We start from the raw sequence: 16,358 nt of genomic DNA, 5'->3' as shown, positions 1-16,358 counted from the left end.
ATCGACGTGGCCGCCGGGCTGTTCAAGCACCCCGAGCTGCCCGACTCCGACGACCCCGGCGCGGACGAGCGCGCCCGGGACTCGGTGAACCAGCTACCGCCCCCAGGCCGATCACCGGCGCGGGCTCGGCGCCGGCGGCCAGCGCGCCCAGCGCGAGCGGCGCCAGATACGCGCCGAGGCAGAGCGCCAGCGTCCGCCCGGCCCGCAGGGCGAATCCCCGGGGGGTGGCGCTGGACCGCAGCGCGGCCACGGCCAGCGAGCGGTAGCGGTAGAGCAGCCACTCGGCGAAACCCATGCTGAGCGTCAGGACGACGACCGACCGCGGATCGTGCGCCCCGGCCAGCGCCGCCAGCACGCCCGCCGCGAGGCCGAACAGCCCGTACGGCAGGGAGCGCAGCAGGGGCGGCGCCGTGCCGGCGCCGCCCTGCTTCTTCAGCACGGTCCGTACGGCGTGCCCCGCGGCGCCGACGGCGAGCGCTGCCGTCGCCAGGAGCAGCGCCAGGGCGAGCGGCGGCCAGGGGCGCCACACCAGGAGCGATGCGGCGCCCGCGGCGACGGGCGACAGGCTGAGCAGCAGGACGCGCTCGCGGCCGAGGACGAGCAGCACGGTCGCCGCGGCGAGGTAGCAGGACTGCCCGGCGGCGAACGCAGCGCCCGCGCCCGGCCCGGAGACGGCCAGCCCGACGACGGCCGCCCCCAGCGCGCCGACCGGCGCGCCGACGCGCAGCGTCCGCCCCGCGGCGGCCGGTCCGCCGGAGGCGAGCCGCAGATACGCGCGGTGGGCGAGCGCCTGGTTCCACGCCCAGGCCGCGAGCGCGCAGACGATCAGCCCGGTGACGTCGGCCGATCCCCGCCACACCCCGGCGGCCAGCACATACGCCAGCCCGGGCAGGGCGAACACCAGGCCCCGCACCGCGCAGCGCAGCGGGTCGGGCCGCCAGGGGTCGGGCGCGGGCGGCGGCTCCGGGTAGTGCCGGGGCACCCGCTCGTAGAGGTCCTCGGCCAGCGTGAACAGGTCGGGACGCGCGTAGCGCTCGGTGATCTGATCGCCGGTCAGGCCGTCCGACTCCAGCAGCGCGGCCACCTCGTAGGGGTGGACGGCCGCGGCGACCGGCTCGACGAGCCGCTCGGCGAGCTCGTCGATGGGGTCGTGCGCCCAGCTGGGCCTGCGGCGGGGTCCGCCGCGCGGCCTGGGCAGCGTCGGCAGGCAGTCGCCCTCGCCGGGGACGAGCCTGAGCGGGCCGCTCATACGACGACCCCCGCCCGCGGCCTCGCCCAGGCATCGGCCGCCGACTCCGCCGTCCCCAGGGCGAGTTCGAGGTAGATCGAGCGGAAGCTGTCCACCGTCTGGCGGAGCGTGAACTGCTCGATCACCCGCAGCCGGGCCGCCTCGCCCATCGCCGCCCTGCGCCGCGGATCGCGCAGCAGCTCCAGCGCGGCCCGCGCCATCGCCTCCGGCTCCCTCGGCGGCACGACCAGCCCGCTGTCCCCGACGGCCTCCCGCACCCCGCCGACGTCCGTGGAGACGGTGGCGCGTCCGCAGGACATCGCCTCGATCAGAGTGAAGGGAAACCCCTCGCTGATGGAGGAGAGCATCACGATGCTCCCGGCCGCGTACGCGTCGCGGATGTCCTCGATGCGCCCTTCGAACGTGACCGCGTCCGCCTGCCCGAGCTCGGCGGCGAGCGCCTCGCACCGCTCCCGGTAGGCCTCGCCGCCGCGCGGAGTGCCGCCGAAGAGCCGCAGCCGCGCCGCCGGCTCCTCCGCGCGCACCAGCGCGAACGCCCGGATCAGACTCTCCAGGTCCTTGATCGGGTCGACCCGGCCCGCCCAGCTGAGCGTCGGCTGCTCGGGCTCGGGCCCGGCGGGCGGGAACGCCGCCGGGTCGACCCCGTTGTAGACCGTGCGGATCCGCCGCGGGTCGGCCCCGCCGCGCTCCTCCCACAGCCGGTTGTAGCGGTTGCCGGGGGTGACCAGGGCGGCCACGCGGTACGTCTCCTCGGCGAGCAGCCGGAAGAAGCCGAGCAGCAGCGCCTTGACCGGCCAGCGGTAGGGGCCGGTGCGGTAGCCGAGGTAGCGCTCGCGCAGATAGACCCCGTGCTCGGTGAGCAGCAGCGGCACCCCGTGCAGCTGACGGCCCGCGAGCCCCGGCAGGGCGGCGATGCCGCCGCTGACCGCGTGCGACACACCGCGCTCCGGCGGCGCGGCGGCCAGCGGCCGCAGGGCGTGCTCCAGCAGGTCGGTCGCGGTGAGCGCGTCGTGCAGGGTGGGCCGGGCCGCGTGCACCGGCAGATCGCTTCTGCTCCAGACGCCGACCAGGGTGCGCACGGCGCGGTCGGAGCGCAGCGCGGGGGAGAGGTGTCCGTCGCGGGCGGCGTGCGCCAGTTCGTACAGCGCGGCGGAGAAGTGCTGCTCGCCCGCCGGGTCGAGCAGCGCCGTCAGGAACCTCTCGTACGTCCTCATCAGCTGCCGCAGCCGGCGGCCGCGCGGCGCGGCGCCGACCGGATCGGGGCCCCACATCGGGACGGTGACGGGCGGTCGGACATGGGCGGGCAGCTCCCAGGCGAGGGGCTCCCGCCCGGTGCCGGTCACCGCGATGACCTCGAAGTCGACGTCGGGCATTGCGGTGACGAGCTGGTCGCACCACACGCTCACACCGCCGTGGCTGTGCGGATATGTCCCCTCGGTGAGAAGGGTGACCAAAGGCGCGCCGGACCGCGGCGCGCGGAGTGACTCCATGTGGAACTGATCCCCTGAGAGCGAGAAGGGAGGAGGCGGCCCCGCCGGCCGGTCGGGCGGGCGAGGGCGCGTCGAGCGAGAGAGCGCGCCGGGCGTCGCGCGTTGCGTCGGGGGCCCCTGTGGGCCGTCGCCGACGCTGCCCGGGCGGGGAGCCGTCAGCCGGTGACGCCGTACGGGACCCGCTTGCGCACGCCCTCGGGCACGGGCATCCGCGGTGCCGGCGGCGCGACGGGAGCGGCCTTCGCGGCGCGGCCGGCGCCGGTCGGCGCGCTCGGCAGGGTGAGGGCGACCCGGTCCTGGAGCAGGCCCGGGGCGACCCAGCCGGAGACGGTCCCCGCGTACGGGCTGCCGAACGCGGCAGTGCCGAGCAGCAGCCTCTGGCGGGCGCCGGCCGGCATGGTGGCGCTGACCTTGACCCCGGCGGGAGCCTGCACGGTGACGGCGTCGCCGATGCGGTACGCGGTCACCCGGCCCGCGGCGACGGCGGCGCTCCAGGCGGCGCGCTCCCGCAGCTCCGCGCCGATGTCGCGCTGACGGAGGTTCACCAGCGGGGCGCTGTCGGCGTACAGGGCCGCGTAGTCGTCGACGATCCGGTCGAGCACCGGGTAGGCGATGCGGTCCTCGGCGAGGTTGGACTGGTGGATGAAGTGCGGACGCGGGTCGTTGGCCAGCACATGGCCGAGCCCGATGCGGGCCTCCAGCGGCGCCACGTAGTCCGTGTACCCGGTGACCGCGTCCAGCGGCCCGGGCAGGCAGGTGGAGCCGGCCGCCCGCTCGCAGATGCCGCTGCCGCCGTCGGCGGCGCGGGTGTAGATCCAGTTGTACTCGTCGATCTGCTCGGCGGTGCGGCCCGCGTTGTAGAAGACGTTCATCGGGTAGCGCGGCACGGTCAGGGCGGCGCCGACGCGGCGCTGGGCGCGGTCGCGGGAGCTGTCCGAGCCGAGCCAGCCGACGGCGTTGTCGCCGAGCGCGGGGGCGAGGTGGGGGTTGTCGGCGGGCTGCTGCGGCAGGATCCTCAGCCCCGAGTGCTCGCCGGTGACCAGCTCGTCGTGCCGCAGGGGGAGCCCGGCGCGCAGGCCCCAGGCGCGGTTGTCGCCGATCTGGGCGGATATCTCGGCGCGGCCGACGTACTTCACCGAGCCGTCGGGGTTCTCAGCGCACCTCCACGGCACGGCGCTGACGTCCTGGACGCAGCCGAGGAAGGGGTGGTTGTAGGTGTGGTTGACCCAGCGGTAGCTGTTCCTGTCGGCGATGAGCTGCTGGGCGAGCGGGTCGGCGCCGCCGTGCTCCTCCTTGAACAGCTCGCTGCCGCCGCCGTTGTAGACCATGTCGAGGGTGACGCCCTTGTCCGCGGACCACTGGGCCGCATGCCGCGCGTCCGCCGCCGTCATCCGGATCGGGTCGGGCTCGCCCTGTCCCGGGGCGCAGTCCACGTCGCCCGGGGTGCAGTTGAGGACGGTGTCCCAGCGGTCGTCGGCGGCGAGGACGTCGTCGACGTGGACGGCGAAGTAGTTGCGGGCCGCGCCGAGGCGGACGCCCTGGGTCATCCAGTCGACGATCCCGCGGGCGAGCAGCCGGAACTGCCGCTGGTGCTGGTTGTAGGCGAAGGTCACCACGAGCTCGCGGCGGCCGTCGTGGCGGTACTCGCCGACGAGGGAGCCGCGCTGGTTCGAGCCCGGCGCCGGCGCGTCGACGTAGCTGGTGAAGTCCGCGCCCGCGGCGGGCCTGGCGAGGTGCGCGTAGCTCTCGTCGACGCCCGGGGCGTTGTCCTCGAAGGGGACGGGGCCGTCGAGATAGCCGAACGGGCCTGCCTTGCCCGCGGCCGTCACCTCGGCGCGCACCCCGTCCAGCGGGCCGCTGTGCCCGCCGTTGGACGGGTAGTCGAGGCCCACCTCGGGCCGGGCGTAGGTGTACGCGTCGACCTGCGGGATCGCGAAGGCCTTCTCGTACGAGGCCAGCGCGTTCAGCTCCGAGGCGCCGACGCCGGCCGGGCTGTCGCTGGGCAGCACGACGGCCTGGAACCTGGCGCGCGGACGCCCGTCGACGGTGTCGGCGAGGAAGGCCGCGTCGATCAGCGGGCGACCCGCGTTGTGCAGGTCGACGCGGGTGTACGGCGTTCCCGCGCCGTCGAGTTCGGCGGTGATCGCCGCGATGGCGGGACCCCCGTCGTCCACCACCAGCACTCTCAGATCGATCCGCGGCGCGGGCGCCGCGGCTGCGCCTGCGGCCCCCGCGGACGGCGCCGCGAGCGCCAGGATCAGTGCGCCGGCTGTGGCCAAGGCAGCCGTGCGGGCGGTGTGCCTCATGTGATGGTTCCTCCCCGAAGGGGCATGCCGGACCCCCGTCCGGCATGCCCCGTTCCCCCCTGCGGTGGTGGCGCGTGACGACGACGCCCCACACGATCCGCTCTGTCGATCACATAGTGAGGCGCGAAGTGGTTGAAAGGTGAGGGCATTGTGAAACCTGGCGGGAAATGGATGCACCGTGCAGTCATGAGCGGTGAGCGGATCACCGCGCGGTTCGGGGCTCCGAAGGGGTGGTCCCACAGGGTCCCGGAGGGCTGTCGTCCAGGTCGGGGGCGGGAAGGCGGCCGCCGGTGACGCGCCTCGACTGCCAGAGGTCTCTACCAATATTTCGTACGGCGGTCGCTCTCTGGATTCGGCCAATTACTGATCGCCGAGAGGTGGCCGATCGTCGCCGGTCGGCCGGCCGGATCGCGAGCCCTGTGCGGCCGGGGCGCGCCGACCAGGACTCGCCGACAACAGAATGAGTCTGGACAAGAAAAGTTTTCGGTGAGAGCGTGGAGCCATGCTGGACGTGACCGTGATCGAGGACTCGGCGGCCGCCGCCGTATCGCTGGACCCCATGCGCTCGCGACTGCTCGCCGAGCTCGCCGGGGGCCCCGCGTCGGCGGCGATGCTCGCCGGCCGGGTCGGGCTGCCCCGCCAGAAGGTGAACTACCACCTCAAAGCGCTGGAGCGGCACGGCCTGGTCGAGCTGGCCGGGGAGCGCAAGAAGGGCAACGTCACCGAGCGGCTGATGCGGGCCACCGCGGCCTCGTACGTCATCTCGCCCCTCGCGCTGGCCGCCGTCGAGCCCGACCCGGCCCGCTTCCGCGACCAGCTCTCCGCGCGCTGGCTGCTCGCGGTCGCCGCGCGGCTCGTGCGCGACGTAGGAGCGCTGATCACCGGCGCCGCCAAGGCCCGCAAGCGGCTCGCGACCTTCGCGCTCGACGGCGAGGTGCGCTTCGCCTCGGCCGCCGACCGGGCCGCCTTCGTGGAGGAGCTGACCCAGGGCGTGAGCGCCCTGATCGCGAAGTACCACGACGAGCACGCCGAGGGCGGCCGGGAGCACCGGATCGTCGTCGCCGTCCACCCGACCCTCAAGAACCCCCCGGCTCCGGGCGACGTCGGCCCGGGTGCGTCCGCCGCGCCCGCCGGCGTCCGGGGCGCCGTCGACGCGCCGCAGGGCGCCTGAACGTCAGGAGACGTCATGTCCAAGGAATTCGAGATCGTCCGGGAGTTCGAGACCGAAGCGAGCCCGGAGCAGGTGTGGGACGCGATCACCACGGGCACGGCCGGCTGGCTGTGGCCGCTGGAGTACGAGCCCCGCGAAGGGGGAGCGGCCCCCTTCGGCGGGACCGTCACGGCCTGGGACCCGCCGCGCCGGCTGACCGGCCGCACGGAGGACGTCGAGGGCATCAGCCAGCAGACCATGAACCAGCTGGACTACGTCGTCGAGCCCCGCGAGGGCGGCGGCTCCTGGGTCCGCTATGTGCACAGCGGCATCCTCGTCGAGGACTGGGACAACCAGTACGACGGCGCGAACAAGCACACCGACTTCTATCTGCACACCCTGCGCCAGTACCTCGCCCACTTCTCGGGCCGGCCCGCCGTCTTCGCGAGCGCCGACGCCCCCGCTTCGTCCACGGCCCCGGACGGCCTCGAGGCGGTCAGCCGCGGCCTGGGTCTGCCGGAGGGAGCGGCCGAGGGGACGACGGTCCATGTCGACCTCCCCGGCGCGGGTCCGGTCGAGGCCGTCGTCGACTATCGCAGCGCCTACTTCGTCGGGCTGCGCACCGACGACGCGATGTACCGGATCTTCGGGCGGAACCACTTCGGCGCCCCCGTCGGCGTCAGCGTCCACGACTTCGCCCCCGGCGCGGACGCGGACAAGAACGCGGAGGCCTGGGCGAGCCGGCTCGCCGGCCTCTTCTCCTAGCCGGCGCGGCGTCGCACCCCGGGGCGCGGCACGCCGTCCGGCCGCGTCGGTCGCCGGGTGCGGGCGCCGGGCCGGGCGCCCGCGGGCCCAGATGTGACGTTCGGCATTTTGTCCACACCTCAACACTCAGTAAAGTGGCGCTTTTGTAAAGACGGCGCACGAGTGGCAGAGGAACGGCTGGGACGATGACGGTGACAGAGGACAGCCTGGTGTACGGACCGGGCATCGAGCCCGATCGGCTTGCCGTCTGCCTGAGCGTGCTCGAAGAGCTCGACAAGCTGGACGTCGACCACCCCGACGCGATCACCGTCCGCCGGGCCACCGCGGGCATCTACCGCACCGTGAAGCAGCGCCGCCGCCAGGAGCGCCGCGCCGCCAAGACCGCGCACGACAAGGCGGTCACCGAGGCCACCGCGACCGGCTCCGCGCAGCGGATCGACGACGAGACCGAGGGCATCCTGCCCTCCTCCGTCACCGAGGCCGGCCAGATCGCCGGGATACTCCAGCGCCCCCGCTCCTGCTACACCTGCAAGACGCGGTACGTCGAGGTCGACTTCTTCTACCACCAGCTGTGCCAGGCCTGCGCGGCGCTGAACCGGGCACGGCGCGACGCCCGCACCGACCTCGCGGGCAAGCGCGCGCTGCTCACCGGCGGCCGGGCCAAGATCGGCATGTACATCGCGCTGCGGCTGCTGCGCGACGGCGCCCACACCACGATCACGACCCGATTCCCCAAGGACGCCATCCGCCGCTTCAAGGCCATGGAGGACTCGGCGGACTGGATGCACCGCCTCGAGGTCGTCGGCATCGACCTGCGCGACCCCGCGCAGGCCGTCGCCCTGGCCGACCAGCTCGCCGCGGACGGTCCGCTGGACATCCTCATCAACAACGCGACGCAGACCGTGCGCCGCCTGCCCTCCGCCTACGCCGCCCTGGTCGAGGGCGAGAGCGCCCCGCTGCCCGCCGGCGAGCTCCCCGCCCACCACGTGATCGGCGCCTTCAACTCCGGCGCGGTCGGCGAGCTCGGCGGGACGACCGCGCTGCCCGTAGGCGTCAGCGGCCTCGACGCGCAGCAGGTCGCCGACCTCGCGCTGGTCGCGGGCAACGCCAGCGTCGAGCGGCACCGCGACGGCAGCGCCATCGACGCGGGCGGCCTGGTGCCGGACGTCGTCGATACCAACACCTGGGTGCAGACCATCGAGCAGATCTCCCCGGTGGAGCTCCTCGAGACCCAGCTGTGCAACTACACGGCGCCGTTCATCCTGATCAGCAAGCTGCGGCCGGCGATGGCCGAGGCCGCCAAGAAGGCGTCCAGCGGACGCGCCTACGTCGTCAACGTCTCGGCGATGGAGGGCGTCTTCGGCCGCGGCTACAAGGGCGCGGGGCACCCGAACACCAACGCGGCCAAGGCCGCGATCAACATGGTGACGCGGACCAGCGCCCAGGAGATGTTCCAGACCGACGGCATCCTCATGACCTCGGTCGACACCGGCTGGATCACCGACGAGCGCCCGCACTTCGACAAGCTGCGCCTCGCCGACGAGGGCTTCCACGCTCCGCTCGACCTGGTCGACGGCGCGGCCCGGGTGTACGACCCGGTCGTGCGCGGCGAGGCCGGCGAGGACCTCTACGGCTGCTTCCTCAAGGACTACGCTCCCGCGAACTGGTAGCCCGCGACTGCTTCACGGACGGCGGACGAGCCGGCGCGCCCCACCCGGCGCGCCCTCGTGCCGCCGTCCTCGCGTATCCGGCTCCAGGTATGTCCGCCCAGGTGTGCTCGCGTCCACGGGCGTCCGCCTCGACCCGGAATGCCTCGACTCCGACGCCTCGACCCGGACGCCTCGACCAGGCCCGCGCCCGAGCCCCGCGCTCGTGCGGCCGGAGGCCGGTATTCACCTGTTCGGCCCAGCGCCGGTTTCCCCGCGGCCTGTTGTTCCGGCCTGCCCACATGCGTCCCGATGGCGTGTCTGGCCCGGCGGGGCGACTCTGTCATCAAAGCTGACCGGATAGGCCGTTGGCCGGAATTGAGTAGACGTACAGGCCCCATCGAGCGGGGCCCCGCTCATTTGGTTACTCTGGGGTGAACGGACGCCACCAAGGGATCCACGAAACCCCCTTGGCCGTCCTGGGACAACGTCTGCAACCAGGCTGCGGTCCCGCCCGAGCACCGGCGCCACCGCGACCGAACTGCCCCCTTGTCCCAGTTTCGCGACACAGAGGAGTGCGCGGTGACACCTGAAAAATCGAAGCACGAGCAGCGACCGTCGGAACGCGGCGGCGAACGGGCCGGCCGGCCTGATGAACTGCGAAACCTTGAAGTCTGGGCCCGTTCGGCCCCGATTCGGCTGGCTGGCTACGAGGACGACCTCGCCGAGCCGCACATTCTGCCCGGCATCGACTGAGCGGATGGCTTCGGGCCTGTACCCCTTGCCGCGCAGGCAGGGGGTACAGGTGTGTCCGGGGGCGGTCGCCTCCCGGGCGGCTGCCGTCAACAGGCCCTCGCCGTAGAGCGGTTCACTCGATCCAAGGTGATCACAGCAGCCTGGTCGGCCTGAGGAACTCGCGTACATAGGTGCGGTGCCACCGGGCCCCGGTGGACCGCAGTTCGTGCCAGGTGGTGTACCGGTAGCGGTACAGCCTGGCGCGGACGTACGCGGGGGGCGCGTTAGGGAACGGATTGGGGCCCAGCAGCCGCAGCGTGTCCCGGTCGCCGTCCAGCAGCCGCTCCACGAACGGGCCGAACCAGGAGCGCGCGTACGCGGGGGACAGCGCGGCGAACCACATCATCCAGTCCAGCCGCAGATGGTACGGGGCGTACTGGCGCGGAGTCCTGCGCACATCGCCGGGCTTGCCCTTGAACGCGTACTCCCGCCACACCGTCCCGTCGTGCAGCACCCGCTCCTCGGTGCCCTCGACCACCACCTCATGGCGGACCCGGCCGACCGTGCCGAACGCGCCGTAGGCGTTGACCAGGTGGAAGGGGTCGAAGGACCGGTTCATGGCCTGGCGGCGGGAGAGCAGATTGCGGGCCGGGCGGTAGCTCAGGGCCAGCACCAGGGCGGCGACGGCGAGCACGACGATCTCGTACCAGAGCGGGGGCGCGGGCAGCGCGTGCGGGGCCGCGATCAGCGAGCCGTCGACGGCGGACAGCGCGAGCGCGATGGTCAGCCAGTTCAGCCAGGCGAAGTTGCCGGAGAGCACCAGCCACAGCTGGGTCAGCACGACCGCCCCGGCCGCGACGCTCGCGACCGGCTGCGGTGTGAACAGCAGCACGGGGACGAGCAGTTGGGTCACATGGTTGGCCGCTACCTCGACCCGGTGGAAGGGCTTGGGCAGCCGGTGGAAGAACCAGCTCAGCGGGCCCGGCATCGGCTGGGTCTCGTGGTGGTAGTCCAGACAGGTCAGCTTCCGCCAGCACTCGTCGCCGCGGAGCTTGATCAGGCCCGCGCCGAACTCCACCCGGAACAGCACCCAGCGCAGCAGCCACAGCACCAGCACGGGCGGAGCGGTGCGCTCGTTGCCGAGGAAGACGGCGAGGAACCCGGTCTCCAGCAGCAGAGACTCCCAGCCGAAGCCGTACCAGGTCTGCCCCACGTTGACGATCGACAGGTACAGCGCCCACAGGACCGCCCAGCACGCCATGGCCGCCCACAGCGGAGCCTCGTCGGCCGCGCCCGCGACCAGCGCCGCCGACAGCGCGGCGCCCGACCAGGCGATCCATGCGAAGAACCGGTCGGAGTAGTGGAGCCGGAAGAGCGTCGGGGCGATCCGCGGCGGCGTCCGCCGCAGATGGGCGGGCACGGGCAGCATGCCCTTCTCGCCGATCAGCGCCCGGAACTGCAAGGCGGCGGCGAGGAAGGCCACCAGATAGACGCCGGCCAGAGCCCGCTGGAAGACCAGCCGGCTCAGCCAGTAGTCACCGTCGCTGAACCATTCCATTACTCCCAGTATCAGCCGTGCAGCATGCGTCGCAGGACGTTGCCGAGCCGACGGGCGTAGAGCTTCTGGAGCACCGGCACCAGCGGGCCGGCCAGCCGGGTGTACCAGACGGCCGGGCGGCTGAAGGCCATCACGGTGAACCAGACTGAGCCGTCGTCGCGCAGGTCGACCACGAAGGACTCCTCGCCGCGCTCGGGATGTCCGCTCACCGTTCCGTACGCGAAGCCGGTGCGGTCGCTCTCGTACGCCGTCCAGATCACCTCGCAGGGCGCGGCGAACCGCAGCGGGCCGACGCCGGCGGAGACCTCGACCCGGGCGCCGGGCTCGGCGCGCTCGGCGTCGGCGCGCACCCGCGCTCCCGAGCGGCGGTGCATCCGCCAGGTGACGACCGCCTCGCCCGCCGTCTCGAAGGCGGCGCGGCCGCGGCCGACGCGGACCGTGTGGTGGAGGTGGTGGTAGCCGTCGGGCAGCGGTCCGAGGCGGGTGGCCCCGGTCTCGGGGTAGTTGAGGGTGCGGGCGCGGTTCATGCCGCTGTCTCCTTTATCCGTAGCCAGGCCAGCACCGAGCAGAGTGCGAAGCCGAGGGCGTTGCCGAGGCCGTGGGTGGCGGCCATCCAGGTGAGGGTGGGGTGGGGCAGTCCGGTGGCCTCGCCGAGCGCCCAGCTCAGGGCGAGGAGCATGGTGGCGACCAGCACCGCGGCCGACACGGCGAGCAGGGCGCGCAGCGTCCGGTCCCGCTCGCCGGCCCGGACGTCGCGCCAGGTGACCCGGGCGACAGCCCACATGCCCGCGGTGAGCACGAGCGCTCCCGCCAGCTCCGCCCAGTCGTCGACGAAGTAGCCCGCGAGGACCAGCAGCGTGCCGAGCGGGACGCTGAGCGCGGCGAAGCGCGCGGCGGGGCCGGGCGCCGCACGGCAGACCAGGCCCGCCACCAGCGCGGCGGCGAAACCGGCGTAGTGGAAGTGCGGCACGGTCAGCGCGAGGATCGGCAGGCTGAAGCCGAAGAGCTCGTGCCCCGAGCGCTCGGCGACCAGCGCCAGTCCGGCGACCGAGGGCGTGACGAGCGCGGTGAGGACCGCGATCTCGGCGGGCGCCAGCGAACGGGTGCGAGCCAGTCGCCGGGGGGCCTGCGCCGCGAGGACCAGCGTGCCGAGCGCGTACACCGCCGCCAGCGCGGTGGCGGCGGCGGACCTGTCGAGCCAGAGCGCGATCGCGCCGGGGACGGCGAACAGCGGCCACATCCGCCGAATGGACGCGAGTCCGTCCGCGTCGACGAGAGCGAGCCCGGCGGGCACGATCGCCAGCATTCCGAGCATCACGATCAGGTTGACCAGTGCGAACATCGCACCCCACCCCCGGCTTTGAACGTGTTCAATTCCTTGCTCGCTGAGCCTATGCGCAAAGTTGAACGCGTTCAAGTAGCGGGTGCGGTGGTACTCCGGCAGAAATTGAGGGACATCTCGAAGGGACATCTCGAGGTGAAGAGGCAGGAGACCTTCGTGCGCGCACCGATTCGTCCATGGCTCGGCGCCGTCGCCGCGCTGTCCGTCGGGCTGCTCGCCTCCGGCTGCGGGGGCGAGAGCAGCGCCGCGGACTCCCCGCAGGTCTACCTCCAGCCGCTCGCCGCCCCCGGCCCCGACCCGTACACCGCATCCACCGCCCGCGCCTCGGCTCTCTCTGCCAAGTCGCCCGCCCCCGACCCGAGTGCGCCCGCAAGTCCAGCTGGCTCCCAGACGCTGCGCACCTTCACCGGCTCGACGCCCGGCCTGTACGGCGGCACGCAGGGCGTGGGCAGCTGCGACGTCGAGCGCCAGGTCCGCTACCTCCACGCGGACAAGGCCAAGGCGCGCGCCTTCGGCGCCGCCGCCGGCGTCGACCAGGCCGAGGTCCCCGGCTTTCTGCGCGGGCTGACCCCCGTCGTGCTGCGCGCGGACACCCGTGTGACCAACCACGGCTTCCGCGACGGCGCCGCCACCGGCTACCAGTCCGTGCTCCAGGCCGGGACCGCCGTGCTGGTGGACGAGTACGGCGCGCCGCGCGTGCGCTGCGCCTGCGGAAACCCGCTGAAGCCGCCGGTCGCCGTCAAGGGAGCGGTCGTCCACAAGGGGCCGCGGTGGGCGGGCTTCCGGCCCGACCAGGCCGTCGTCGTCAAGGCGAGCCCGCAGGTCGTCGTCAACCTCGTGATCGTCGATGTCGCCGACGACGCCTGGATCGAACGGCGGACCGGCACCGACGGCGAGGAGGACAGGGCCCCCGAGATGCCGCCGCCGGTCCACCCCGACGACGTGTTCAGGGACCCGTCCGACCCCAGCCCGTCCCCGAGCCCGACGGACACCGCCACGACCGCGCCGACCGCGCCGACCGCACCCCTCGACCCGGGCCAGCCGACCGTGCCGACCGACCCCGTCGCCCCGGACTCCGTCGTCCCGCCCCCGGTCGACCCGCCCGTGGACCCGCCCCTCGACCCCGAGACGCCCGACGAGCAGCAGGTCGCCCCGTCCGAGCCGGACCCCTTCGTCCCGGCGGGCGAGCCCGCCGACACGGACACGCTCCTGGGCTGAGCGGACCCCCGCTCAACCGGTCGAAGAAACCGACAAATGATGACAGAGTGGCCCCATGGCTGATCGGGCAGCGGGTGCCTTGTCGCTCCCCGACGACTGGCCGGCCCACGCGGACGTGAGCCTCACCCTCAATCGCATGGGGAGCTTCGACTGGGACCTGTCCAGCGGGCTGATGCACGTGGACGCTGCCGGTCTCGACGTATTCGATGTGCGCCCCGACGAATACGACGGGCACCCCGAGAGCCTGGCCCCGCGGGTGCCGCCGGACGAGGCCGTACGGCTGGACGCGATCGTCGCCCAGGCTCTCAAGAACGGCAGCGACCACTATGGCGCGTACTTCCGCGTCCGCTGCCGTGACGGAAGCCTGCGCTGGACCCACACCCAGGGCCGGGTGCGCCGCGACGAGACCGGGCGGCCCCGGCGCATCATCGGCATCGTCCGCGACGCCACCCAGGAGCTGGCCGACGCCACCGCCCGCCACGAGGTCAACATCGAGCGCAGCCGCCAGACCAGCGTCGTGGAGTCGACCACCGCCGCCCTCGCCCACGCCCGGACCGTGCAGGACGTCATCGACGTGCTCAAGGACTCGCACGGCCTCGAGCACTTCGGCGCGACCAGCCTGGTGATGGGGCTGCTGGAGTCGGGCCGGATCCATCTGGTCGCCGAGGGGCCCGAGGAGTCCTTCGTGCCCGGCACCCGCTGGACGCGGGTCGACGACCAGTACCCCATGAGCGAGGTGGTCCGCACCCTCGCGCCGCGCTTCATCGAGTCCAAGCAGGACTTCGCCGACTCCTACCCCCGGCTGTGGCCGCACATCAGCCACCTCGACATCCACTCGGCCGCCTATCTGCCGCTGATCGCCCAGGCCCGGCCCATCGGGGCGCTCGGCCTGCTCTACCGCGACAAGAACGGCTTCAGCGCCGACGAGCGCAATCTGCTGGTCGCGCTCGGCAGCAGCATCGCGCAGAGCCTCGCCCGCGCGGTCCTGTACGAGCAGGAGCACGACCTCGCCGAGGGCCTCCAGCAGGCGATGCTGCCGCGCCGGATCCCCGAGGTGCCCGGCACGCAGATCGCGGTGCGCTACCGCTCCGCGCGGCTCGGCCGGGACATCGGCGGCGACTGGTACGACGTCATCGCGCTGCCCGGCGGAAGGGTCGGCGCGGTCATCGGCGACGTGCAGGGGCACGACACCCACGCGGCGGCGGTGATGGGCCAGCTGCGGATCGTGCTGCGGGCGTACGCCGCCGAGGGGCACACCCCGGCCACCGTGATGGCGCGCGCCTCGGTCTTCCTCCACGAGCTGGACACCGACCGGTTCGCGACCTGCACCTACGCGGAGGTCGACCTGTCGACCGGGGTCGTGCAGCTGGTGCGGGCCGGTCATGTCGACCCGCTGGTCAGGGACAACGACGGCAGCACCTGGCGGCTGCCGGTGGCCGGCGGGCTGCCGCTGGGGCTCTCGGCGGAGTTCGGCCGGCTCGAGTACCCGGTCGCCACCGTGGAGCTGGACCCCGGTCAGATTCTGCTCCTCTATACCGACGGCCTGATCGAGCAGCCGGGCGCGGACCTCGACGACGGCATGCAGATGCTGACGGCGCTGGTGCGCCGCGGCCCGCGCGATCTCCAGCTGCTGGCCGACCGGCTGTGCGAGGTGGTGGACGAGCGGGGCGGCGACGACGACGTGGCGATCCTGCTGCTGCGGCGCCAGGGCGCGTTCGCCACACAGCAGGGCGGCCGGCTCCAGCAGCACGTGGCGCAGAGCGACCCCGAGGCGCTGCGCTCGGCCCGGCACATGGTGCGTGCGGCCGTACGGGCGTGGGGCGCGGCCGAGCGGGCCGACGAGATCGAGCTGGCCGCCGACGAGATGATCACCAACGCGCTGATGCACACCGACGGCGGGGCGATCGTGACCGTCCGGGTGCTCTCCGGCCAGGAGCGGCGGCTGCGGGTCGAGGTCGAGGACCGCTCCAGCGCGCTGCCCCGGCGGCGCGAGGCGGGGGAGTCGGGGGTCTCCGGACGCGGTCTGATGCTGGTGGACCGGCTGGCCGAGGCCTGGGGCGTGGAGTCGAGGGGCAGCGGCAAGTGCGTCTGGTGCGAATTCATCATCCCGGACCGGCCGACCGTGTGATCATTTACCTGCTATTAACTGTGCGTGAATCGATCGTACTTGACCGTAACCGACTGGAAGCGGTTGACTGCGAGCCCCAGTGGCCTTCTAGGACATGAGGATCAATTGAGCAGCGACCTTCTCGAGCCTCTCGACCTGGCGTTCTGGCACCTCGAGTCCGCTGGGCATCCGATGCATCTGGGCGCGCTCGCCTTCTTCGGGCCGCCCCCCGCCGCGGACCCGCGGGCCGTTGTGGGTGAGCAGGCCGTCGGCCCGGAGCCCGGCGACCGGATCCTCGACCTGCTGGCCGGCCGGGCCGCCGCGATCCCCCGGCTGCGGATGCGCGTACGCGACGTCCTGCTGCCCGTCGGCGGCGCGATCTGGGAGACCGCGAAGGACTTCGACGTGCGCCGGCACGTCCACCGCGTCCGGCTCCCCGCCGGCGACTTCGCCGCCGAGGCCGTGCTGATCGCCGGGGAGCTGATGGAGCGGCCCCTGGAGCGGGGTCTGCCGCCCTGGGAGATGTATCTCCTGAGGGGCGACGGGGGCTCTTTCGCCGTGCTGGTCAAGCTCCATCACGCGCTGGCCGACGGGATGCGCGCGGTCGCCATCGGCGCCGGGATCTTCGACGAGATCGCCGACGCCCGCAAGGGCGGCGTCCGCCGTCCGCGCCCGGTGGCGCCCCGGTCCTGGCTGCCCGGCCCCGGCCAGCTGGCCGGCTTCGCCCGCGGCCGTCTCGAGGAGCTCGGCCGGGCGCTGGGCGTCGGCGCCTCCGTGGTGCGCTCCAGCCGG

The 16,358-nt window shown here is 73.4% G+C and carries 13 protein-coding genes; 7 read left to right on the top strand and 6 right to left on the bottom strand.

Annotation, left to right across the window (positions count from 1 at the left end):
* Positions 1-22 precede the first annotated feature (22 nt).
* The 3 genes from AB0M39_RS38470 to AB0M39_RS38460 form a co-directional block, all read right to left on the bottom strand.
* Positions 23-1,249, bottom strand: a complete 1,227-nt coding sequence (locus tag AB0M39_RS38470; protein ID WP_365372769.1) for a hypothetical protein — start codon at positions 1,247-1,249, stop codon at positions 23-25.
* Complete coding sequence (gene pelF / locus AB0M39_RS38465) at positions 1,246-2,739, bottom strand: GT4 family glycosyltransferase PelF (RefSeq protein ID WP_365372766.1); 1,494 nt, start codon at positions 2,737-2,739, stop codon at positions 1,246-1,248. The genes AB0M39_RS38470 and pelF overlap by 4 nt, the downstream gene beginning before the upstream one ends.
* Positions 2,740-2,894: 155 nt before the next feature.
* A complete protein-coding gene (locus AB0M39_RS38460) occupies positions 2,895-5,045 on the bottom strand; it encodes a hypothetical protein (protein WP_365372763.1) in 2,151 nt (716 codons plus the stop codon).
* 502 nt (positions 5,046-5,547) lie between these two features.
* Here AB0M39_RS38460 and AB0M39_RS38455 point away from each other — a divergent pair.
* The 4 genes from AB0M39_RS38455 to AB0M39_RS38440 all read left to right on the top strand — a co-directional run bounded on the left by AB0M39_RS38455 (position 5,548) and on the right by AB0M39_RS38440 (position 9,362).
* Positions 5,548-6,216, top strand: coding sequence for a helix-turn-helix domain-containing protein (locus AB0M39_RS38455; protein ID WP_365372760.1), 669 nt, complete (start codon positions 5,548-5,550; stop codon positions 6,214-6,216).
* A gap of 15 nt (positions 6,217-6,231) precedes the next feature.
* On the top strand, positions 6,232-6,960 hold the full coding sequence (locus tag AB0M39_RS38450; RefSeq protein ID WP_365372758.1) for an SRPBCC domain-containing protein: 729 nt from the start codon (positions 6,232-6,234) through the stop codon (positions 6,958-6,960).
* A gap of 185 nt (positions 6,961-7,145) precedes the next feature.
* Positions 7,146-8,630: an SDR family NAD(P)-dependent oxidoreductase gene (locus tag AB0M39_RS38445; protein ID WP_365372755.1), complete on the top strand. Its 1,485-nt coding sequence runs from the start codon at positions 7,146-7,148 to the stop codon at positions 8,628-8,630.
* Between the two features lie 558 nt (positions 8,631-9,188).
* On the top strand, positions 9,189-9,362 hold the full coding sequence (locus tag AB0M39_RS38440) for a hypothetical protein (RefSeq protein ID WP_365372752.1): 174 nt from the start codon (positions 9,189-9,191) through the stop codon (positions 9,360-9,362).
* A 130-nt stretch (positions 9,363-9,492) separates the two neighbouring features.
* Here AB0M39_RS38440 and AB0M39_RS38435 read toward each other — a convergent pair whose 3' ends face one another.
* The 3 genes from AB0M39_RS38435 to AB0M39_RS38425 are packed head-to-tail and all read right to left on the bottom strand — an operon-like array spanning position 9,493 to position 12,241.
* Complete coding sequence (locus AB0M39_RS38435; protein WP_365372749.1) at positions 9,493-10,899, bottom strand: lipase maturation factor family protein; 1,407 nt, start codon at positions 10,897-10,899, stop codon at positions 9,493-9,495.
* 11 nt (positions 10,900-10,910) lie between these two features.
* Entirely contained in the window at positions 10,911-11,426 is a 516-nt protein-coding gene (locus AB0M39_RS38430; protein ID WP_365372746.1) for a DUF1990 domain-containing protein, read from the bottom strand.
* Entirely contained in the window at positions 11,423-12,241 is an 819-nt protein-coding gene (locus AB0M39_RS38425; protein WP_365372743.1) for a YndJ family protein, read from the bottom strand. The genes AB0M39_RS38430 and AB0M39_RS38425 overlap by 4 nt, the downstream gene beginning before the upstream one ends.
* Positions 12,242-12,397: 156 nt before the next feature.
* Here AB0M39_RS38425 and AB0M39_RS38420 point away from each other — a divergent pair, with 156 nt between their 5' ends.
* The 3 genes from AB0M39_RS38420 to AB0M39_RS38410 all read left to right on the top strand — a co-directional run.
* Positions 12,398-13,459 (top strand): DUF6777 domain-containing protein, encoded by a 1,062-nt coding sequence (locus AB0M39_RS38420; protein ID WP_365372741.1) that lies wholly within the window; start codon positions 12,398-12,400, stop codon positions 13,457-13,459.
* 55 nt (positions 13,460-13,514) lie between these two features.
* Positions 13,515-15,587, top strand: coding sequence for a SpoIIE family protein phosphatase (locus AB0M39_RS38415; protein WP_365372738.1), 2,073 nt, complete (start codon positions 13,515-13,517; stop codon positions 15,585-15,587).
* Positions 15,588-15,692: 105 nt separating this feature from the next.
* On the top strand, positions 15,693-16,358 hold a 666-nt coding region (locus AB0M39_RS38410), incomplete at its 3' end, for a wax ester/triacylglycerol synthase domain-containing protein (RefSeq protein ID WP_365372735.1).

This window comes from Streptomyces sp. NPDC051907 (assembly GCF_040681075.1).
GTDB lineage: Bacteria > Actinomycetota > Actinomycetes > Streptomycetales > Streptomycetaceae > Streptomyces.
Note: the sequence above shows the minus strand (reverse complement) of the source record. Positions and strands in the feature narration are given on the sequence as shown.